Origin of the sequence: Microbacterium sp. NPDC078814 (genome assembly GCF_040702645.1) — a bacterium.
Lineage (GTDB): Bacteria > Actinomycetota > Actinomycetes > Actinomycetales > Microbacteriaceae > Microbacterium.
This window is the reverse complement of sequence record NZ_JBFBLT010000001.1, coordinates 259,492-278,285: the sequence shown is the minus strand read 5'-3', so window position 1 is coordinate 278,285 and position 18,794 is coordinate 259,492. Positions and strand designations below refer to the sequence as shown.

Genomic DNA, 18,794 nt, shown 5'->3' with positions numbered 1-18,794 from the left:
CATGGCGCTCGAAATCTTCTTCATCGGCCTGCTCGGCCTGGCGAGCCTCGCGATCGTTTTCGTGTCGGCCGTGGTGCTGCGCAACCTCTTCCGCGGCCAGCGCTGACGACATGATCGAACTCCCCACCGACCTTCCCGCCGACCTCGCCCCGCTGGCGTGGCTCATCGGCGTGTGGGAGGGTTCCGGGGTGATCGACTACCCGGTCGGCGAGGAGCGTCTGCAGGGCGAGTTCACGCATCGCGTCAGCTTCAGCCACGACGGGGGACCGTTCCTCAACTACGCGGCCACGGCGACCTTCGTCGGTGACGAGGGTGCGCCCGCCGTCCCGCTGACCGCCGAGTCCGGTTTCTGGCGTCTGGCGCGTCCGGCCGCGGCGACCGACGCGGGACCGGCGCTGCTGCCGCCGACGGCGACCCCCGTCACCCGCACGGTCGACGACGTGGAGGCGCTGCGGTCGGACAACGGCGCGTTCCCGCTCGAGGTGTCGCTGGCGCGCTCGGACGGCATGCTCGAGTACTACCTCGGCGAGATCAACGGACCGCGGGTCGACCTCGCGTCGGACGCGATCGTGCGCGGCGCCGGTGCCAAGGACTACGGCTCCGCCTCGCGGATGTACGGACTCGTCGACGGGCACCTGCTGTGGGCGTGGGACATCGCCGCCCTCGGCACACCTCTGCGGGCGCACGCCTCGGCGCGTCTCGCCCGCGTCTGAACGGAGCACACGGTGAGCACCAGCGTCTTCGACGGCGTCCCCGGCGCGACAGCGGGGGAGCGCGGGATCGCCCACTTCGGTGATCCGTTCCGGGAGCAGCGCCGCCTCGCGGCCGGAACGGCGATCGCGCCCCTCGACGACCGGACGGTCATCGAGGTGTCCGGTCCCGAACGCCTCCCCTGGCTCGACTCCATCACGTCGCAGGCGGTGGGTCGCCTGCGCGCGGGGGAGAGCACCGAGCTCCTCGTCCTCGATCCGCAGGGACGGGTGGAGCACGCGGCCGGCGTCCTCGACGACGGCACCTCGACCTGGCTCCTGGCGGATGCCGGCGATGCCGAGGGGCTCGCGACGTGGCTGACGCGGATGAAGTTCCGCACCCAGGCCACGGTCGAGCTGCGCCCCGACCTCGCGCTGCTCGGCTTCGTCGACGGCGGACCCGCGGCCGAGCGCGTGCGCGGCCTCGACGACGCGCGGATCTGGGTCGACCCGTGGCAGCAGGTCGCCGTCGGCGGCCATCAGTACGCCGACGTGGCCGCGCACCCCGGGGCCGACCTCGCCTGGCGGGTCGGCATCGTGCCCGGGACGGCGGCGCGGGCGCTCGCCGCGGAGCTCGATCGGGAGGATGCCGCCGGACTCCTCGCCGCCGAAGCGCTGCGCATCGCCGCCTGGCGCCCGCGGTGGGCGGCCGAGGTGGACGAGCGATCGCTGCCGCACGAGTCGGACTGGCTCCGCAGCGCCGTGCACCTGAACAAGGGCTGCTACCGCGGGCAGGAGACCGTCGCGAAGGTGCACAACCTCGGTCATCCGCCGCGGCGGCTCGCCCTGCTCCAGCTCGACGGCAGCGACGCCGTGCTTCCGGAACCCGGAGCCCCCGTGTTCGCGGGCGATGACGAGGTCGGGCACATCACCTCCTCCGCGCGGCATCATGAGGACGGGCCGATCGCCCTCGCCCTCCTGTCCCGTCGCGCCCCGATCGGCGATCTCGTCGTCCGGGCCGAGGGGATCGACATCGCCGCGTCCCAGCAGATCATCGTCCCGGCCGACGCCGGCGCCACCGCGGACATCCCGCGCCTGACGCGGCTGTCCCGCCGACCCACGGCGCCCGACCCCCGCGACGCCGGGGTCTGAGACACCGGACCCTGGTCAGGCCGGTGCCACGGCGTCCCACGGCAGGGTGAGCTCGCCCAGCCGCCACCGGCTCCGCCCGCCCTGCACAGGCCAGCCCTGCGCGCGCAGCGCGGTCACCGCGGCGAGGAAGCGCTGCGTGGCCCCGAAGGTCGACAGGGGAGCAGCGCGCTCCCACTCCCGGTCCAGGTCGACGAGCAGCGCATGGATGCGCTCGCCGGGGACGTTGCGGTGGATGAGGGCCTTGGGCAGCCGCTCCGCCACGATGCTCGGGACCTCGAGCCCGCGCAGGCGGAGGGAGACGGTGAAGCGGAGCGGCGTGCCGCCGGGATCGACATCGACCCAGCTCGCCACGCGCCCGATCTCGTCGCAGGTGCCCTCCACCAGGAGCCCGTCCGGCGCGAGGCGGTGCGCCATCGTCCGCCAGGCGGCGGCGACCTCGGCCTCGTCATACTGCCGCAGGACGTTCATCGCCCGGATGACGGCGGGCCGACGACCGCCCGGGAGCGGCACCTCGAACCCGCCGCGGGCGAAGGAGACGCGAAGATCGGCAGGGAAGGGCGTGCGGCCGGCCCGGACCTCGGCGAGCTGCTGCTCCGCGGTGGCCACCCGGTCCGGGTCGAGCTCCAGACCGCGCACCTCCGCATCCGGCCGCGCGCGTCGCAGTCGGGCGGCCAGCTCGAACGCGGTCACCCCGCTCGCCCCGAAACCGAGGTCGACGACGAGAGGGTCGGCCGCGCGTCGGAAGGCAGGGGAGGCGGCGATCCACCGGTCGTTCCGACGCAGCCGGTTCGTCCCTGTCGTGCCGCGGGTCGGCCGACCGAGGGGAGATGACGCCATGCGTCCATCCTCCCTCCTCCGCCGCTGTGCCCGCTCCGCGCCCCGGATAAACTGGCGACATGACTGCGAAGCGCACCCTGATCCTGCTCCGCCACGGCCAGAGCGAGTGGAACGAACTGAACCTCTTCACCGGCTGGGTGGACGTCCGCCTGACCGCGCAGGGCAAGAACGAGGCCCGTCGCGGCGGTGAGCTGCTCGCCGAGTCCGGCATCCTGCCCGACGTGCTGCACACGTCCCTGCTGAGCCGGGCGATCCAGACCGCCGACATCGCGCTGGACGCCGCCGACCGGCTGTGGATCCCGGTGAAGCGCTCCTGGCGGCTCAACGAGCGCCACTACGGGGCGCTGCAGGGCAAGGACAAGGCACAGACGCTCGAGGAGTTCGGTCCGGAGCAGTTCCAGCTGTGGCGCCGCTCGTTCGACGTGCCGCCGCCCCCGCTGGACGACGCGAGCGAGTTCAGCCAGGTGGGTGACGCCCGCTACGAGGGCATCGACGGCGAGGTGCCGCGCACGGAGTCGCTCAAGCTCGTCATCGACCGCCTCCTGCCGTACTGGGACGCGGAGATCGTCCCCGATCTGGAAGCCGGCAAGACCGTCCTCGTGACCGCGCACGGCAACTCGCTGCGCGGCCTCGTCAAGCACCTCGAGGGCATCAGCGACGACGACATCGCCGGCCTGAACATCCCGACCGGCATTCCGCTGGTGTACGAGCTCGACGATAACAACGCGCCGACGGGTCCCGGCCGGTACCTCGACCCGGAGGCCGCCGCCGCCGGTGCCGCGGCCGTGGCCGCCCAGGGCAAGAAGTAACCGAGCCCCCGGTTTCACGTCGAGACCCCCTGCTGCAGGCGACTGCAGCAGGGGGTCTCGACGATAAGGCGGGGTCTCGGTCAGGCGTGGCCGAGCTGCTCCTGCTGTTCCACCGCGAGGGCGATGTCCTCCTCCTCGACGTGCCAGTCGCCCGTCGCGAGGTAGACGACCTTCTTGGCGACGGCGACCGCGTGGTCCGCGAACCGCTCGTGGTAGCGGCTGGCGAGTGTCGCGTCGACCGTGGCGACGGCCTCGCCCTTCCAGTTGTCGCTCAGCACCTTCTCGAAGACGCTGGCGTGCAGTTCGTCGACGTCGTCATCGGCGTTGCGGATCGCGTCCGCGAACTTCAGATCCTGGGTGCGGAGGAGCTCCGTGAGCGTGCGGGAGATCTCCACGTCCAGCTCGCCCATCTTCACGAACGTGCCCTTCAGGCCCTTCGGGATCGCGCGCTCCGGGAAGCGCAGGCGGGCGAGCTGGGCGATGTGCTCGGACATGTCGCCCATCCGCTCCAGGGACGCGCTGACGCGGAGCGCCGTGACGACGATCCGGAGGTCGCGCGCGACCGGCTGCTGTCGGGCGAGGATCTCGATGGCCTGCTCGTCCAGCGCGACGGCGAGCTCGTCGATCTTCGCGTCGTCGGCGATGACCTCCTCGGCCAGCGCGACGTCGCTCGTGGCGAACGCGCGGGTCGCCTTGTCGATGGAGACCGTGACGAGCTCGGCGATCTCGACGAGGCGGGACTGCAGGTCCTCGAGGGACTGGTGGAAGACTTCGCGCATGGTGGGCGCAACCTTTCATTCGGATCCCGGCTGACGGTCCAGCGCGGGGCGGCGGGCGTCCGCGGGGAGAGCACTGCGCGCGCGCAGGCCTGAAGCGATTGTCTGCTCCGAAGGTTAACGAACGGTGCCCAGCGAGTGAATAGTACGTCTCCGCTCCCCGGGATGGCGCGGAAACCCGCCGGATCGACGGTGAACGCGCTCTACGCTGGAGTCATGACCCTGCCGCAGCTCGCGCTGTCCTCCCTCGCCATCGGGTTGGCGATCGGGGTGGGCCTCTCGCTCCTCGTCGTCTGGGCGTATCGGGCGCGGGCGCGGGCGGAGGAGGAGACGTCGATGGCGATCCCGCCCGGGATCACCGACGTGCTGCGCAGCATGGACGACGCCGCGTGCGTGGTCGACGTCTCCGGCCTCGTGCTCGCCACGTCGAAAGCCGCCGCACGGTTCGGGATCGAGGTCGGATCGACGCTCGAGAATCCGGAGCTCCGGCAACTCGTGCGGGGCGTCCGGTCGACGGGGGAGACGGCGACCGAGTCGCTGCGCATCACCCGCGGCGGTCTCAGCCTCGACCCCCGCCTCGTGTCGGCCAGGGCGAGCGCCATCGGCACGCGCCTCGTGCTCCTCATCATCCGCGACGTGACCGAGCAGGAGCGCCTCGACCAGATGCGCCGTGACTTCGTGGCCAACACGAGCCACGAGCTCAAGACGCCCGTCGGGGCCGTGAGCCTGCTCGCCGAGGCCATCGAGTCCGCCGCCGACGACCCCGCCCAGGTGCGGGCATTCGCGTCGCGGATCTCGGCGGAGGCCGGCCGTCTCGGTCAGCTCACCGGACGCATCATGAGTCTGTCCCGGCTGCAGGCGGAGGACGGGCTGACCGAGGTCGCCCCGGTCTCGATCGACGAGGTCATCGCCTCCTCGATCGAAGCCCACGTCGTGCAGGCCGACTCCGCCGGTGTGGAGCTCGCCCGCGGTGGAGACCGCGGCGTCTGGGTCCGCGGCGACGCACAGATCCTCATCGAGGCCGTCGGCAATCTCATCGCCAACGCCATCGTCTACTCGCCCCGCGGCTCCCGGGTGGGCGTCGGGGTGAAGGCCGACGACGACGTCGTGGAGATCGCCGTCTCCGACCAGGGCATCGGGATCGCGGAGGCCGACCGCGAGCGCATCTTCGAGCGGTTCTACCGCGCGGACGAGGCCCGCTCCCGGCGCACCGGCGGCACCGGCCTCGGGCTGTCCATCGTCAAGCACGCCACCCAGCGGCACGGAGGAGAGGTGCGGCTGTGGTCGCGCCCGGGCCGCGGGTCCACGTTCACCATCCGCCTGCCCCGGATCGACGCCCCCGCGAACACCGGGCAGGGCAAGAAGAGCAAGAAGAAGCGCGCGCGCAAGGCCGTCCCCGCCACCGGGGCGACGCGCGTCCGAAACGGAGAGACCGCATGACCCGCATCCTTCTCGTCGAAGACGAGCCCGACCTCGCCGACCCGCTCGCCTACCTGCTGCGCCGCGAGGGCTACGAGGTGGAGATCGCCGAGGACGGCCCCGGTGCGCTGACGGCGTTCCGGGAGCGCGGTGCCGACATCGTGCTGCTCGACCTCATGCTGCCCGGCATGCCGGGGACCGAGGTGTGCCGGCAGATCCGGTCCACGTCGGCCGTGCCCATCATCATGCTGACGGCGAAGGACTCCGAGGTCGACATCGTCGTGGGGCTCGAGCTCGGCGCGGACGATTACATCACCAAGCCGTACTCGTCGCGGGAGCTGCTCGCCCGGATGCGGGCGGTGCTGCGGCGGGTGGTGCAGGCGGAGGCCGAGCTCGACGAGCGGGTGCTCGAGGGCGGGCGCGTCTCGCTCGACATCGATCGGCACACGGTGGCGGTGGCCGGCGAGCAGATCAACATGCCGCTGAAGGAGTTCGAGCTGCTGGAGGTGCTGATGCGCAACTCCGGCCGGGTGCTCACGCGCGGCCAGCTCATCGACCGGGTGTGGGGGAGTGACTACTTCGGCGACACCAAGACGCTCGACGTGCACATCAAGCGCATCCGCTCGCGGATCGAGGAGAACCCGAGCGAACCGGTGATGCTGGTGACCGTCCGCGGCCTGGGGTATCGCTTCGAGGGGTGACCGCACACAAGAGAGGCCGGCACCCGTGGGTGCCGGCCTCTCTTGTCTGTCTGCGGACTCAGTCCTGCGGAGCGAGGTCCGAGTAGTACGGCAGGGTGCCGTCGAGGACGGGCACCTGCGTGGTCACACCCGCGGAGTCGCCGGACTGGAAGTGCATCGCGACGGTGGCGCCGGGCATGGTGTCGAGGCCGACGATCTCCACCGGCTCCTGGTCGGCGCCGAGGCTGACCGATCCGCCGGCGGGCACGGTGATCATGAACGGCTCGCCGCCCTCGAGGGAGACCGTCAGGGTGGCGCGGTCCTGCGTCGGGTTGACGACCGCGCCCACGAAGTTCCCGGCCGTGCCGTCTTCGTTCGCGATGATGAGGGCGTTCCGGACGGCGATGGGGCCGTCCTCGTCCGACACGTTCACGCCGTCGGAGGCCGCGTACTCGATCTTCGTCGACTGCGGCGTGATGAACGTGCACCCGGTCGCGCCGAGCAGAACGAGGGCGCTGATGGCGGCAGACGCGACAAGGCGCGATTTCACGGGTCCTCCTGAGGTCCGACGGGATATCCCTCCCCATTCTATGGGTAAGTCGAGGAGCCGCTGGGAACAGGAAGCGCGAACCTTAGCGCATATCCCCTGTGGTATCCTTGAGGTTGCCGAAAGGACATGTTTTTATGCTTTTTGAGGTTGGCGAGACCGTCGTCTATCCGCACCATGGCGCTGCGACCATCATCGAGGTCAAGGAACGCGTCATCAAGGGCGAGACGAAGAAATACCTGAAGCTCAACGTCACGCAGGGCGATCTCATCATCGAGGTCCCGGCCGAGAACGTCGACCTCGTCGGCGTCCGCGACGTGATCGGCAAGGAGGGCCTCGACCACGTGTTCGAGGTGCTGCGCGCGCCGTTCACCGAGGAGCCCACCAACTGGTCGCGCCGGTACAAGGCGAACCTGGAGAAGCTCGCGTCCGGCGATGTCATCAAGGTGAGCGAGGTCGTGCGCGACCTCTGGCGCCGCGACCAGGACCGCGGCCTGTCCGCGGGTGAGAAGCGGATGCTGGCCAAGGCCCGGCAGATCCTCATCTCGGAGCTGGCCCTGGCCGAGAAGATCGACGAGGACAAGGCGGGCGCACTGCTCGACGAGGTCCTCGCGTCCTGAGACGTCCTTCACGGAAGGCGGGTGCTGCGGCACCCGCCTTCTGTCGTCTCCGCCGGTAACGTGAAGCTGTGAGCATCCTCCCCGTCCCGCATACCGCGATCATCGTCGTCGCCGCCGGCTCCGGCACCCGTCTCGAGGCCGGAGCGCCCAAGGCGTTCGTCGGCATCGACGGCCGCACCATCCTGCGGCACGCCCTCGACGGCGTCTTCGCGGCGGCGCCCTTGCAGGTCGTGGTCGTCGCGCCCGCAGGCTACGAAGGCGACGCGGAGACGGAGCTGCGGGAGGCCGCCGGCGATCGTGCCGACCTGGGCCGCGTGGTCACCGGAGGGGCGACGCGGCAGGAGTCGGTCGCCGCGGGGCTCGCCGCCCTGTGGGGGGACGTCACGACGGTGCTCGTGCACGACGCGGCGCGCGCCCTCACGCCGCCCGGCGTCATCGACGCGGTGGCGGCGGCCGTGGTCGCCGATGCCGGTGCGGTGCCGAGCCTGCCTGTCGTGGACACGCTCAAGCGCGTCGCGGACGGTCTCGTCGTCGGTGCCGTGGATCGTGCGGAGCTCGCGGCCGCGCAGACTCCGCAGGGCTTCCCGCGCGCGCTGCTGGAAGCGGCGTACGCGGAGGCGACCGCCCGGGGTGCCGAGTACACCGACGACGCCGCGCTCTTCGCCGCGGCCGGGAACACCGTGCGCCTGGTGCCGGGTTCCGAGCGTTCGTTCAAGATCACCACTCCCGCCGACCTGGAGCGCGCCCGCCTCCTCGTCGCGACGTCGTCGGGATCGCCCGCCTCGGCGGCGCGGCCGTCGACTCCCGTCGGGGGCGCACCCCGTGTGGGCATCGGCACGGACGTGCACGCCTTCGGTGGCGACGGGCCGCTGTGGCTGGCCGGGCTGGAATGGCCGGGGGAGCCCGCGCTCTCCGGGCATTCGGACGGGGACGCGGTCGCCCACGCGATCGTCGACGCCCTGCTCGGCGCCGCCGGGCTCGGCGACATCGGCGAGCACTTCGGCACCGCTCACCCGGAGTATGCGGGGGCGCACGCCGATGTCTTCCTCTCCCGCACCGCGGAGCTCCTGGCGGAGGCGGGCTTCGCGATCGGCAACGTGTCGGTGCAGTTCCAGGGCAACCGCCCGCGCTTCAGCGGACGACGCGGGGAGGCCGAGGCTGCTCTGTCGGCGGCGCTCGGGGGCGCTCCGGTGGCCGTGACGGCCACGACGACCGACGGCCTCGGCTTCCCGGGACGGGGCGAGGGGATCGCGGTCACGGCCGTCGCGGTCGTCATCCCGCGACCGGAGCGGAGTCTCTCAGCGCCCGCCGAGTAGGCTTGAGCGGTGACTCTCCGCCTCTACGACACCCGCGCACAGCTGCTGCGCGACTTCGTGCCTCTCGATCCCGAGAACATCACGATGTACGTGTGCGGACCCACCGTGCAGTCCGGCCCGCACATCGGCCACGTCCGCGCGGCCCTGAGCTTCGATCTCCTGCGCCGCTGGCTGACGCACCGCCACGGCCGCGTGACCTTCGTGCGCAACGTCACCGACATCGACGACAAGGTGCTCGCCAACGCCACGGACGCCGAGCCGTGGTGGGCGCTCGCCTACCGGATGGAGCAGGAGTTCGCCGCGGCCTACGCCGGCATCGGCATCCTGCCGCCCACGTACGAGCCGCGGGCGACGGCCTCCGTCCCGCAGATGCAGGAGCTCATCGCGCTGCTCATCGACCGGGGCCACGCGTATCCCGCTCCCGACGGGTCGGGCGACGTGTACTTCGATGTGCGCTCCTGGCCGTCCTACGGCGATCTCACCCATCAGTCGGTGGACGCGATGGAGGCGGCGCAGGACGCCGACCCGCGGGGCAAGCGCAACCCCCAGGACTTCGCCCTGTGGAAGGGGGCCAAGCCCGACGAGCCCGCCGATGCGACCTGGGCGTCGCCGTGGGGGCCGGGGCGTCCGGGCTGGCACATCGAGTGCTCGGCCATGGCGAAGCGGTACCTCGGCGCGGAGTTCGACATCCACGGCGGCGGCCTCGACCTGCGGTTCCCTCATCACGAGAACGAGCTCGCGCAGTCGACGGCCGCGGGTGACGGCTTCGCCCGCTACTGGGTGCACAACGGCCTCGTGACCGTCGACGGCCAGAAGATGTCGAAATCCCTCGGCAACTTCACCCTCGCGCGGGACGTGCTCGCGGAGCGGGATCCGCTGGTCGTGCGCTACGCTCTCGCCGCCGCGCACTACCGGTCGAGCCTCGATCTCTCGGAATCGTCCTGGGCGGAGGCGGACGCGGCGCTCGGCCGTATCCGCTCCTTCCTCGATCGCGCATTCCGCGCGGCCGGCGAGGAGATCGGTGCCGAGGTCGCGCGGAGCCTGCCCGAGGCCTTCGTCGAGGCGCTGGACGACGACCTCGGCGTGCCGCAGGCCCTGGCCGTCGTGCACGAGAGCGTGCGGGGCGGGAACTCGGCGCTGGACGCGGGCGACACCGACACGGCCCTGGACGCGGCGCGGGCGGTGCTCGCCATGACCGGGATCCTCGGTCTGGACCCGCGCACGGGATCGGGCGCCGCCGGGGGCGCGCAGGCAGCGGCGCTGGACGCGCTGGTGCAGGAGATGATCGCGCAGCGCGCCACCGCGCGCGCGGAGAAGGACTGGGCGGCGGCGGATCGCATCCGTGACGCGATCGCCGCCGCAGGAATCACGCTGGAGGACACTCCGGCCGGAACTCATTGGAGTATCGATGGCTAAGCCAGGGCGCCCCGGCGCGAGCAAGGGAAACAAGAAGGGCCCGACCAAGGGCACCGGCGGTCTCGGGCGCAAGGCGCTCGAGGGTCGCGGGCCCACGCCGAAGGCGGAGGACCGCGCGTGGCACCCCGCCGGTAAGCGCAAGGCCGCGGCCGAGCGCTACGCGGCTGCGGGCGGCAAGGGCAAGCCCGGTGGGCGCCCCGCGTCCGGCGGCAACCCGAACCGCAGCGCCCGGTCGAAGGACAACACCACCGACACCGAGACGGTCACCGGCCGCAACTCCGTGCTCGAGGCGTTGCGCGCGAAGATCCCGGCGACGGCGATGTACATCGCGCAGCGCGTCGAGATGGACGACCGCGTCAAGGAGATGCTGTCGATCGCGACCCACCGCGACATCCCGGTGCTCGAGGTCACCCGCCAGGAGCTCGACCGCATGGCCGGCTTCGACGGCGTGCACCAGGGCGTCGCCCTCAAGGTGCCGCCGTACGAGTACGCCCACCCGCAGGACCTCCTGGAGCAGGTCATCGACTGCGGCGAGACGCCGCTGTTCGTCGCCCTCGACGGCATCACGGACCCCCGCAACCTCGGTGCGATCATCCGCTCGACGGCGGCGTTCGGCGGCCACGGCATCATTCTGCCGCAGCGCCGTTCCGCCGGTGTGAACTCCGCGGCGTGGAAGACGAGTGCGGGCGCGGCGGCGCGCATCCCCGTCGCCCTGGCGTCGAACCTCACCACGCAGCTCAAGGAGTTCAAGAAGCAGGGCGTGTTCGTGCTCGGGCTCGACGGTGACGGCGACGTCTCGCTGCCCGCGCTGGAGCTGGCGGACCGTCCCGTCGTCATCGTCGTGGGCTCGGAGGGCAAGGGCCTGTCCCGCCTCGTGACCGAGACCTGCGACCAGATCGTCTCCATCCCCATCTCCGCGGCGACCGAGTCGCTGAACGCCGGCATCGCGGCCTCGGTCGCGCTGTACCAGGTCGCGACCGTCCGCGCCGCGGACTGACCGAGAGGAACACGCATGGCCCGCATCATCGTCCTGGGAGGAACCGGCTACGCCGGGCGCCACATCGTCGCGGAGGCGGTGAGCCGCGATCACGCGGTCGTCGCCATCTCGCGCTCGACCCCCGCGGATCCGGTCGCGGGTGCGGCGTACGTGCAGGGGTCCGCGCTCGACCCCGCGACGCTGACCGAGGCGTTCGCGGGTGCCGATGCCGTGGTCTCCGCGCTCTCGCCGCGCGGTGACATGGAGGACCGTGTCCTCGAGGCGCTGACGAACGTGGTCGCGCTGCTCGACGGCACCGAGACCCGGCTCGGGGTCGTGGGCGGCGCGGGCGGCAGCCTCGTCGCGCCCGGTGGCCCCCGACTGTTCGATCAGGGGTTCCCCGAGGAGTACAAGCACGAGGCGCAGGTCGGCATCGACTCGCTCGCGCTCCTGGAGCGCACCGCGGAGAGCCTGGACTGGGTCTTCGTGCACCCTGCCGAGGTCTTCGGGCCGTGGGCCGAGGGGGAGCGCACCGGACACTACCGGGACGGCGGTGACGTCCTCGTCCGCGACGAGGACGGGAAGTCGTACATCTCCGGGGCGGACTTCGCCGTCGCGATCGTCGACGAGATCGAGCAGGGCAACCACCACCGCGAGCGGTTCACGGTCGGCTACTGACGCCGCCCGGCGCGGCGCCGACCGGCGGGCACGGTCTCAGACGAGGTCGCGCCAGTCCACCTCGTCGTCGTCGCCGAGCGCGAGCGTGCCGGTGACGACGGGGAGGCCCATCGTCTCGGTCGGCGGCCCCATGATGGTGGCCTCGTCGCGCCGGTGGCGGAGCACATCGTTGATGTAGCTCGTCAGCACCTCCGCGAGGGCGACCGAGCGTCCCTGCGCCTGCGACAGGTACCAACGGTGCTCGAGCACCTGGTGGAACACCTCGGCCGGCTCCAGCTTGGCGCGCAGGTCGTAGGGGATCGCGCGGACGACGGGCTCGAAGACGCGCGTGAGCCACTCGTGCGCGTACATCTCCTCGTCCGCCCACTGCTTGGTGGAGCGGGCACGGAACTCGTCGAGGTCGTTGAGGAGCCGCCGGGCCTGGTTCTCCTCGACGTCGAGACCGGTGAGGCGGATGAGGCGGCGCTGGTGGTGCCCGGCATCGACGACCTTGGGCTGGATCTCCACGACCGTGCCGTCGGCGGTCGTCGACATCGACATCTCGTCGATGTCGAAGCCGAGGGCGTTGAGCCGCTCGACACGTTCCGTGATGCGCCACGTCTCGGCGGCGGAGAAGGACTCCTGCGCGGTGAGCTCGGCCCAGAGGGAGCGGTAGGACGACACGATGCCGTCCGCGATGGCGACGGCGTCGACCCCGTGCTCCAGGCGGCCGCCCGCGGCGAGATCCATGATCTCCCCGGCGATGTTCGTGCGCGCGAGGTCCAGGTCGTAGGCGCGCTGACCGTCGGTGAGGCCCTCTTCGTGCAGCTCGCCGGTCTCCGCATCGACGAGGTACGCCGCGAACGCCCCGGCATCCCGGCGGAACAGCGTGTTCGAGAGCGAGACGTCTCCCCAGTAGAAGCCCACGTTGTGCAGACGCACGAGCAGCAGGGCGAGCGCGTCGACGAGGCGCGTGGCCGTGTCCGGGCGGAGCACCCGGGTGAAGAGGGCCCGGTACGGCATCGAGAAGCGCAGATGCGAGGTGACCAATGCCGCGGGGAGCGGCGCCCCCGACGAGTCGGTGCGCCCCGCGATCACCGCGACGCGCTCCACGCACGGCACGTCGAGTCGCGACAGGTTGCCGAGCATCTCGTACTCCCGGCGCGCCATCTCGGTCGTCGTCTCCTTCACCGCCACCACGCGCCCGGAGAGATCCGCGAAGCGCACGAGGTGGCGGGAGAGGCCCTTGGGCAGCGAGACGATGTGCTCGGACGGCCACTTCTCCAGAGGCGTCGACCAGGGCAGAGCGAGCAGACCGGGGTCGACCGTCTTGGCGGTGATCCGGAGGGATTCCTGCATGGGGGCTCCTGAGGGTGCCGGGGAAACGACGCGGCGCGGGCGACCGAAGTCAGCCCGCGCCGCGGTGGAGTGTCCGATCAGGCCGAGACGACCGGCTTGTCGTTCAGGCGGTCGCCCGACTCGAGGTCGAACGCGTGCACGTGACCCGGGTTCGCGGCAAGGGTGACGGTCTCCCCGGCGTTCGGGTGGTTGCGGCCGTCGACGCGGGCGACGAGGTCGGTGCGCTTGCCGTTGATCTCCGTGTGGCCGTAGAGGTAGCCGTCGGCGCCGAGCTCCTCGACGAGGTCGACGACGACCGAGAGGCCGCGACCGTCGGCCGGGCCGACCGTGATGTCCTCGGGGCGGACGCCGACCGTGACCTGCGAGCCCGACGCGCGGCCGACCGTGTCGCGGTCCAGCGGCACGACCTCGGTGCCGAACTGCACGCCGCCGTCGGCGAGGTCGGCGCTGAACAGGTTCATCGCGGGGGAGCCGATGAAGCCGGCCACGAACACGTTGTTCGGCTTCTCGTACAGGTCGCGCGGGGAGCCGACCTGCTGGAGCAGACCGTCCTTGAGCACGGCGATGCGGTCACCCATCGTGAGCGCCTCGGTCTGGTCGTGCGTGACGTAGACCGTGGTGACGCCGAGACGACGCTGCAGCGACGCGATCTGCGTGCGGGTCTGGACGCGGAGCTTGGCGTCGAGGTTCGACAGGGGCTCGTCCATGAGGAAGACCTGGGGCTGACGAACGATGGCGCGACCCATGGCGACACGCTGACGCTGACCACCGGAGAGGGCCTTCGGCTTGCGGGTGAGGTACTGCTCCAGGTCGAGGAGCTTCGCGGCCTCGAGGACGCGCGCGGCGCGCTCCTCCTTGCCGACGCCGGCGATCTTGAGCGCGAAGCCCATGTTCTCGGCGACGGTCATGTGCGGGTACAGCGCGTAGTTCTGGAACACCATCGCGATGTCGCGGTCCTTCGGCGGCACGTCGGTGACGTCGCGGTCACCGATGAGGATGCGGCCGGAGTTGACCTCTTCGAGGCCGGCGAGCATGCGGAGGGAGGTGGACTTACCGCAACCGGAAGGACCGACCAGGACGAGGAACTCGCCGTCTCCCACCTCGAGGTTGAGCTTGTCGACAGCCGGACGGGTGCCGCCGGGGTACAGGCGGGTGGCCTCGTCGAAAGTCACAGATGCCATCGTGTTTCTCCTTCACCGGCAGGTACGTGCCGGACGATCCGTAGTGAATGAAGCGGCGGAGCGACCCGCCGTGACCCTCCATCGGGTCGGGATCAGTATGGCACGAACGGCCGCACCTGGGTATTTCTCAGCCTCACTGGTTAGCATCGAACCCGGCCGTGCGCAGCGGCGATCACCGCCCGACGGTGGTCGGGGCCAACCCGGACCCCCTGAGACTCAAGAGGAACGATGTCGAGCGACGAAACGCCGAACGTCCCTGCCCCTCGCACTTCGCGCGAGGCCGTGCGGGAGAAGGCACAGAAGGTGCACGCCCAGCAGTCGCGGGCGCGTCTCATGCGACGGATCATCATCGGTGCGGTCGCGATCATCGCGGTCGGTGCGATCGGGACCGCCGTGACGCTCGCGGTGACCTCGCAGACGTCCAAGCCGCAGCTCAGCCCGAGCGGCATGGAGGCGGACGGCGTCGTGGTGACGGACATCGCCTCCGCCGCGATCGCCGGCACCGCGTCCCCCACACCGGACCCCGAGCCCAGTGAGGCCGGGGCCAGCGAGACGCCGTCGCCCGAGCCGTCCGCGGCCGGCGCCGTCGAGGTCCACGTCTACGTCGACTACCTCTCGCCCGACGCGGGCAAGTTCGAGCGCGCCAACGCCCGTCTGCTCGCCCAGTGGATCGAGGACGGCGCCGCGACCGTCAGCTACCACCCGGTCGCTCTGCTCACCGCCAGCTCCAACGGCACGAAGTACTCGCTGCGTTCCGCCGCTGCCGCCGCCTGCGTGGCGACGCACTCGCCGGACCAGTTCTACGCGTTCAACCACGACCTCCTCGACGACCAGCCCGATGTGGGCAGCGACGGGATGTCCGACGAGGAGCTCGCCAACCTCGCGGGTGCCGTCGGCGTGGACAACGCCAAGACCGTGCGCTCGTGCATCCAGGACGGCGACTACGTCAGCTGGGCGAAAGAGGCGACGACCCGCGCGCTCGAGGGGCCGCTCCCCGGCTCCGACGACCTCGTGCTCACTGCCGCCCCGATGATCGTCGTGAACGGCGAGGCGTACGTCGGGGCGCTGGACGACCCGCAGGAGCTGTCGACGTTCGTCATGTCCGTCGCCAGCGAGGCCTACTACGAGTCGACGTCTCCGACGCCCACCCCGACCGCCACCTCGGCGCCGGCGAAGTAGTCCGTCGAGCGTCCCGGCCATCGCTAAGCTGTGATGGCATCCGCCGACTTGGCGCAATTGGTAGCGCACCGTACTTGTAATACGGGGGTTACGGGTTCGAGTCCCGTAGTCGGCTCTCTCTGACGGACCCCTCCGCGTGATCGCGGTGCCTTTGCGTGCCGCGCTGTCGCACGCCCGCATATCGCGTATCACTTCGGAGGGTGTTATGTTACTGGGGTGCAGGTGGTCGGCACCCCGCCCCGGCCACCTGCGCATCTTTTCGCGTCACCGCGGGAATGTTCGCGCCGCTCGACGCGGTTGTCTCGGACATGACCCGCATCGGCTCCAGTGACCTCGACGTCTTCCCTCTCGCCCTCGGCGGCAACGTGTTCGGCTGGACGGCCGACCGTGACGCCTCCTTCGCCGTCCTCGACGCCTTCGTCGACGGGGGTGGCGACTTCATCGACACGGCGGACTCCTACAGTGCGTGGGTTCCCGGCAACGAGGGCGGCGAGAGCGAGACGATCATCGGAGCGTGGCTCGCGGCGCGGAAGCCCCAGGGCGTCGTCGTCGCGACCAAGGTCAGCCAGCACCCCGCCTTCCGCGGTCTCTCGGCGGGGAACGTGCGCCGCGCGGCGGAGGCGTCGCTCGCTCGCCTCGGCGTCGACGAGATCGACCTCTACTACGCCCACTTCGACGACGAGTCCGTGCCGCTGGAGGAGACGGTCGAGGCGTTCGGCGCCCTCGTCACGGACGGGCTCGTCCGGCACGTGGCGGTGTCCAACTACACCGCCGACCGCATCCGGCAGTGGATCGATATCGCGGACCGCCTCGGCGTCGCGCGACCGGTCGCCGTCCAGCCGCACTACAACCTCGTCCACCGTAACGACGTCGAGGACACCATCATCCCCGTCGCCGAGGAGTTCGGGCTGAGCCTCGTGCCGTACTACGCGCTGGCGAGCGGCTTCCTCACCGGCAAGTACCGCTCGACGGACGCCGGGGGAGAGGGGTCTCCGCGGGCCGCCGGCGCTGCGAAGTACGCCACCGAGGCGGGACTGCGGATCATCGACGCGCTCGACGAGATCGGCGGAACGCACGGCGCCTCGGTCGCCGCGACGGCCCTGGCCTGGCTGCGTGCGCAGCCGACCGTGGTCGCGCCCATCGCGAGTGCCCGGACGGTGGATCAGGTGCCGGATCTGCTCGCCGGAGCGCGGCTGGAGCTGTCGACCGAGGAGGTCGAGCGCCTGAACCGCGTGTCGGCCTGGACGCCGCCGCAGGGCTGACCCGCTCTCACCGACCGACGAGGCCGAGCCGGTGCGCGAGGATCACGGCATGGATCCGGTCCCGCGCCCCGAGCTTCGCCAGGATCCGCCCGACGTGCGTCTTCACCGTGGACTCGCCGACGTAGAGTGACGCCGCGATCTCGGCGTTCGTGAGCCCCTGGCCGATCGCGACGAACACCTCGCGCTCGCGTTCGGTCAGGGAGCGGTACCCGGCGTCGTCGACCTCGTCGAGAGCGCTGGTTCCGAGCTGCGAGCCGACGTGCTCCAGCAGCACGCGGGTCACCCGGGGCGCCAGCGCGGCGTCTCCACGATGGACGGCACGGACGGCGGAGAGCATCTCCTGGCGCTGGGCGTCTTTCAGGAGGAACCCGCTGGCACCGGCCCGGATCGCGCCGAAGGCGTACTCGTCCAGATCGAAGGTCGTGAGGACGAGCACCTTCGTCTCGGGATGCGCGCCGACGATGGCGGTCGTCGCCGCGATCCCGTCGAGCTCCGGCATCCGGATGTCCATGAGCACGAGGTCGGGGGCGAGTGCGGCGCTCTGTGCGATCGCCGCCCTCCCGTCGGCGGCCTCCCCGATGACGACGATGTCGGGTTCCGCCTCGAGGACCATGCGGAACCCCAGGCGGATCAGCTCCTGGTCGTCGACCAGGAGCACGCGGATGGGTGATGTCATCTGTTCTCCTCCTCTGTCGGCAGCACGGCGCGAAGGATCCATCGGCCCGCACCGTCCGGCCGCGACTCCAGTGTGCCGTGGACGTGGGCGGCGCGTTCCTGGAGACCCCGGAGACCGAAGCCTCCCTCGCCCGGAGAGCCCGCGACGCCGTCGTTGACGATCTCGACGACCACGGACGCGGGCGTGTACTCGAGTCGCACGGATGCGGCGGTCGCGGTCGGCGCGTGCCGCATCGCGTTCGTCAGCCCCTCCTGCACGATCCGGCCGAGCGCGTGGGCGACATCGGACGAGACGTCCGCGTGGCCGGTGGTGGCGAGGGTCACCGGATACCCGGTCCGCTGCGCGGCCGCGACGGTCTCCTGCGGGGATGCGGGCGAGACCGGCGCGAGGAGGATCGGGGCGTCGTCGTCCCGAAGCACCCCGAGCATCGCCCGCATCTGGGTGAGCGCGCTGCGGGCGGTGTCCGCCGCAGAGGTGGCCGCCGCGCGCGCCTGTTCACGGTCCGGGGTGGCGGCCGCTCCCTCGGACAGCGCCACGACCACGGTCAGGGAGTGCGACACGATGTCGTGCATCTCGCGTGCGATCCGCGCCCGCTCCGCCGCAGCGGCGAGCTGCGCCTGCTGGTCGCGCTCCACGAGGAGCTGCCGGGAGCGGTCGATGACGGCGTCCAGGTAGCGCTTCCGGTTGCCGACGTTCGCGCCGATCAGGGTGCCGATCAGGCCGAGCACGACCGTGCCGAGCAGGGCGTTGACCGCCTCTTGGAGTGTGAAGACGCCGGCCCAGAGGAGAAGCCCGGCTCCCGAGGCGCTGGCGGCGACGCCGATGCCGAAAGCGGTCCACGCGGCACGGGTGGAACGGTAGACGGCGAGGGAGTAGCCGGCGAACAGCAGCAGCGGGCTGCTCCCCGGCAGCGCGGTGAACAGGAGGAAGACGTCGAGCAGGATCGCCGCGATCGCCGGGAGCCACGGCTTCCGTCGGCGCCAGAGCAGGGTGGCGGAGGCGGCGACCACGCAGAGCGGCAGCAGGGCGGCGAGCACGAGCCCGACGGGGCCGCGGTCGGCATCGTCGACGCGCGCGGCGGGTGTGATCGTGAGGACGATACAGAGCAGGGTGAGCAGGACGTCGGCGAGGACGGGATGGCGCGCCCAGAAACGCCGGAACACGCCGGGAGGACGAGGGAGCCGCAGCCCCTCGTCCTCCCGGACCGTGTCCGTTCCGCGTCGCTTCGCCGGCACCCGGTCTC

19 protein-coding genes and 1 tRNA gene are annotated in these 18,794 nt (G+C 71.4%); 13 read left to right on the top strand and 7 right to left on the bottom strand.

Annotated features, from left to right (window positions below; all coding sequences use genetic code 11):
- The first annotated feature begins 110 nt into the window (after positions 1 to 110).
- Together AB0300_RS01420 and AB0300_RS01415 are read left to right on the top strand one after the other, a co-directional pair.
- Positions 111 to 713: an FABP family protein gene (locus AB0300_RS01420; RefSeq protein WP_025104300.1), complete on the top strand. Its 603-nt coding sequence runs from the start codon at positions 111 to 113 to the stop codon at positions 711 to 713.
- A 12-nt stretch (positions 714 to 725) separates the two neighbouring features.
- Complete coding sequence (locus AB0300_RS01415) at positions 726 to 1,841, top strand: glycine cleavage T C-terminal barrel domain-containing protein (RefSeq protein WP_126893373.1); 1,116 nt, start codon at positions 726 to 728, stop codon at positions 1,839 to 1,841.
- Between the two features lie 15 nt (positions 1,842 to 1,856).
- Here the strand turns inward: AB0300_RS01415 and AB0300_RS01410 are convergent, their stop codons facing one another.
- Positions 1,857 to 2,678: a class I SAM-dependent methyltransferase gene (locus AB0300_RS01410; RefSeq protein ID WP_366215333.1), complete on the bottom strand. Its 822-nt coding sequence runs from the start codon at positions 2,676 to 2,678 to the stop codon at positions 1,857 to 1,859.
- 59 nt (positions 2,679 to 2,737) lie between these two features.
- Between AB0300_RS01410 and AB0300_RS01405 the strand changes: the two genes are divergently transcribed.
- Positions 2,738 to 3,487, top strand: coding sequence for a phosphoglyceromutase (locus AB0300_RS01405; RefSeq protein ID WP_366215332.1), 750 nt, complete (start codon positions 2,738 to 2,740; stop codon positions 3,485 to 3,487).
- 80 nt (positions 3,488 to 3,567) lie between these two features.
- On the opposite strand, the gene phoU is transcribed toward AB0300_RS01405, so the two are convergent.
- Positions 3,568 to 4,266: a phosphate signaling complex protein PhoU gene (gene phoU / locus AB0300_RS01400; RefSeq protein ID WP_025104304.1), complete on the bottom strand. Its 699-nt coding sequence runs from the start codon at positions 4,264 to 4,266 to the stop codon at positions 3,568 to 3,570.
- A 213-nt stretch (positions 4,267 to 4,479) separates the two neighbouring features.
- On the opposite strand from phoU, the gene AB0300_RS01395 reads away from it, so the two are divergent.
- On the top strand, positions 4,480 to 5,703 hold the full coding sequence (locus tag AB0300_RS01395) for an ATP-binding protein (RefSeq protein WP_025104305.1): 1,224 nt from the start codon (positions 4,480 to 4,482) through the stop codon (positions 5,701 to 5,703).
- Positions 5,700 to 6,383, top strand: a complete 684-nt coding sequence (locus AB0300_RS01390) for a response regulator transcription factor (protein ID WP_025104306.1) — start codon at positions 5,700 to 5,702, stop codon at positions 6,381 to 6,383. Before AB0300_RS01395 ends, AB0300_RS01390 begins: the two co-directional genes overlap by 4 nt.
- Before the next feature lie 58 nt (positions 6,384 to 6,441).
- Here AB0300_RS01390 and AB0300_RS01385 read toward each other — a convergent pair whose 3' ends face one another.
- Positions 6,442 to 6,912 (bottom strand): hypothetical protein, encoded by a 471-nt coding sequence (locus AB0300_RS01385; RefSeq protein WP_025104307.1) that lies wholly within the window; start codon positions 6,910 to 6,912, stop codon positions 6,442 to 6,444.
- Between the two features lie 134 nt (positions 6,913 to 7,046).
- On the opposite strand from AB0300_RS01385, the gene AB0300_RS01380 reads away from it, so the two are divergent.
- The 5 genes from AB0300_RS01380 to AB0300_RS01360 all read left to right on the top strand — a co-directional run bounded on the left by AB0300_RS01380 (position 7,047) and on the right by AB0300_RS01360 (position 11,915).
- A complete protein-coding gene (locus AB0300_RS01380) occupies positions 7,047 to 7,529 on the top strand; it encodes a CarD family transcriptional regulator (RefSeq protein WP_025104308.1) in 483 nt (160 codons plus the stop codon).
- Between the two features lie 68 nt (positions 7,530 to 7,597).
- A complete protein-coding gene (ispD, locus tag AB0300_RS01375; protein ID WP_366215331.1) occupies positions 7,598 to 8,845 on the top strand; it encodes a 2-C-methyl-D-erythritol 4-phosphate cytidylyltransferase in 1,248 nt (415 codons plus the stop codon).
- Positions 8,846 to 8,854: 9 nt separating this feature from the next.
- On the top strand, positions 8,855 to 10,261 hold the full coding sequence (cysS, locus tag AB0300_RS01370) for a cysteine--tRNA ligase (protein WP_366215330.1): 1,407 nt from the start codon (positions 8,855 to 8,857) through the stop codon (positions 10,259 to 10,261).
- Entirely contained in the window at positions 10,254 to 11,258 is a 1,005-nt protein-coding gene (gene rlmB / locus AB0300_RS01365; RefSeq protein ID WP_366215329.1) for a 23S rRNA (guanosine(2251)-2'-O)-methyltransferase RlmB, read from the top strand. Before cysS ends, rlmB begins: the two co-directional genes overlap by 8 nt.
- Positions 11,259 to 11,273: 15 nt before the next feature.
- Positions 11,274 to 11,915 carry an NAD(P)H-binding protein gene (locus AB0300_RS01360; protein WP_366215328.1) on the top strand — a complete coding sequence of 214 codons (642 nt, stop codon included), beginning with the start codon at positions 11,274 to 11,276 and terminating at the stop codon, positions 11,913 to 11,915.
- A 36-nt stretch (positions 11,916 to 11,951) separates the two neighbouring features.
- On the opposite strand, the gene AB0300_RS01355 is transcribed toward AB0300_RS01360, so the two are convergent.
- Together AB0300_RS01355 and ugpC are read right to left on the bottom strand one after the other, a co-directional pair.
- On the bottom strand, positions 11,952 to 13,253 hold the full coding sequence (locus tag AB0300_RS01355) for a DUF4032 domain-containing protein (RefSeq protein WP_025104313.1): 1,302 nt from the start codon (positions 13,251 to 13,253) through the stop codon (positions 11,952 to 11,954).
- Positions 13,254 to 13,330: 77 nt separating this feature from the next.
- Entirely contained in the window at positions 13,331 to 14,434 is a 1,104-nt protein-coding gene (gene ugpC / locus AB0300_RS01350) for a sn-glycerol-3-phosphate ABC transporter ATP-binding protein UgpC (protein ID WP_025104314.1), read from the bottom strand.
- Between the two features lie 228 nt (positions 14,435 to 14,662).
- On the opposite strand from ugpC, the gene AB0300_RS01345 reads away from it, so the two are divergent.
- The 3 genes from AB0300_RS01345 (at position 14,663) to AB0300_RS01335 (ending at position 16,875) form a co-directional block, all read left to right on the top strand.
- Positions 14,663 to 15,613 (top strand): thioredoxin domain-containing protein, encoded by a 951-nt coding sequence (locus AB0300_RS01345; protein WP_025104315.1) that lies wholly within the window; start codon positions 14,663 to 14,665, stop codon positions 15,611 to 15,613.
- Positions 15,614 to 15,655: 42 nt separating this feature from the next.
- Positions 15,656 to 15,728 (top strand) — tRNA-Thr (locus AB0300_RS01340).
- 193 nt (positions 15,729 to 15,921) lie between these two features.
- A complete protein-coding gene (locus AB0300_RS01335) occupies positions 15,922 to 16,875 on the top strand; it encodes an aldo/keto reductase (RefSeq protein ID WP_366215327.1) in 954 nt (317 codons plus the stop codon).
- A 7-nt stretch (positions 16,876 to 16,882) separates the two neighbouring features.
- Here AB0300_RS01335 and AB0300_RS01330 read toward each other — a convergent pair whose 3' ends face one another.
- The gene (locus AB0300_RS01330) at positions 16,883 to 17,551 is read right to left on the bottom strand and encodes a response regulator transcription factor (RefSeq protein WP_366215326.1); all 669 of its coding nucleotides are present in this window, start codon (positions 17,549 to 17,551) and stop codon (positions 16,883 to 16,885) included.
- A complete protein-coding gene (locus AB0300_RS01325; protein WP_366215325.1) occupies positions 17,548 to 18,786 on the bottom strand; it encodes a histidine kinase in 1,239 nt (412 codons plus the stop codon). Before AB0300_RS01325 ends, AB0300_RS01330 begins: the two co-directional genes overlap by 4 nt.
- Positions 18,787 to 18,794: the final 8 nt, after the last annotated feature.

What these genes read in the sequence shown, in the direction of transcription:
- AB0300_RS01355 (WP_025104313.1), bottom strand. Translation starts at nt 13,253, where the DNA reads ATGCAGGAATCCCTCCGGATCACCGCCAAGACGGTCGACCCCGGTCTG.
- AB0300_RS01405 (WP_366215332.1), top strand. Translation starts at nt 2,738, where the DNA reads ATGACTGCGAAGCGCACCCTGATCCTGCTCCGCCACGGCCAGAGCGAG.
- AB0300_RS01410 (WP_366215333.1), bottom strand. Translation starts at nt 2,678, where the DNA reads ATGGCGTCATCTCCCCTCGGTCGGCCGACCCGCGGCACGACAGGGACG.
- AB0300_RS01345 (WP_025104315.1), top strand. Translation starts at nt 14,663, where the DNA reads ATGTCGAGCGACGAAACGCCGAACGTCCCTGCCCCTCGCACTTCGCGC.
- AB0300_RS01420 (WP_025104300.1), top strand. Translation starts at nt 111, where the DNA reads ATGATCGAACTCCCCACCGACCTTCCCGCCGACCTCGCCCCGCTGGCG.
- ugpC (WP_025104314.1), bottom strand. Translation starts at nt 14,434, where the DNA reads ATGGCATCTGTGACTTTCGACGAGGCCACCCGCCTGTACCCCGGCGGC.
- AB0300_RS01380 (WP_025104308.1), top strand. Translation starts at nt 7,047, where the DNA reads ATGCTTTTTGAGGTTGGCGAGACCGTCGTCTATCCGCACCATGGCGCT.
- AB0300_RS01335 (WP_366215327.1), top strand. Translation starts at nt 15,922, where the DNA reads ATGACCCGCATCGGCTCCAGTGACCTCGACGTCTTCCCTCTCGCCCTC.
- AB0300_RS01360 (WP_366215328.1), top strand. Translation starts at nt 11,274, where the DNA reads ATGGCCCGCATCATCGTCCTGGGAGGAACCGGCTACGCCGGGCGCCAC.
- AB0300_RS01330 (WP_366215326.1), bottom strand. Translation starts at nt 17,551, where the DNA reads ATGACATCACCCATCCGCGTGCTCCTGGTCGACGACCAGGAGCTGATC.
- AB0300_RS01390 (WP_025104306.1), top strand. Translation starts at nt 5,700, where the DNA reads ATGACCCGCATCCTTCTCGTCGAAGACGAGCCCGACCTCGCCGACCCG.
- phoU (WP_025104304.1), bottom strand. Translation starts at nt 4,266, where the DNA reads ATGCGCGAAGTCTTCCACCAGTCCCTCGAGGACCTGCAGTCCCGCCTC.
- rlmB (WP_366215329.1), top strand. Translation starts at nt 10,254, where the DNA reads ATGGCTAAGCCAGGGCGCCCCGGCGCGAGCAAGGGAAACAAGAAGGGC.
- AB0300_RS01395 (WP_025104305.1), top strand. Translation starts at nt 4,480, where the DNA reads ATGACCCTGCCGCAGCTCGCGCTGTCCTCCCTCGCCATCGGGTTGGCG.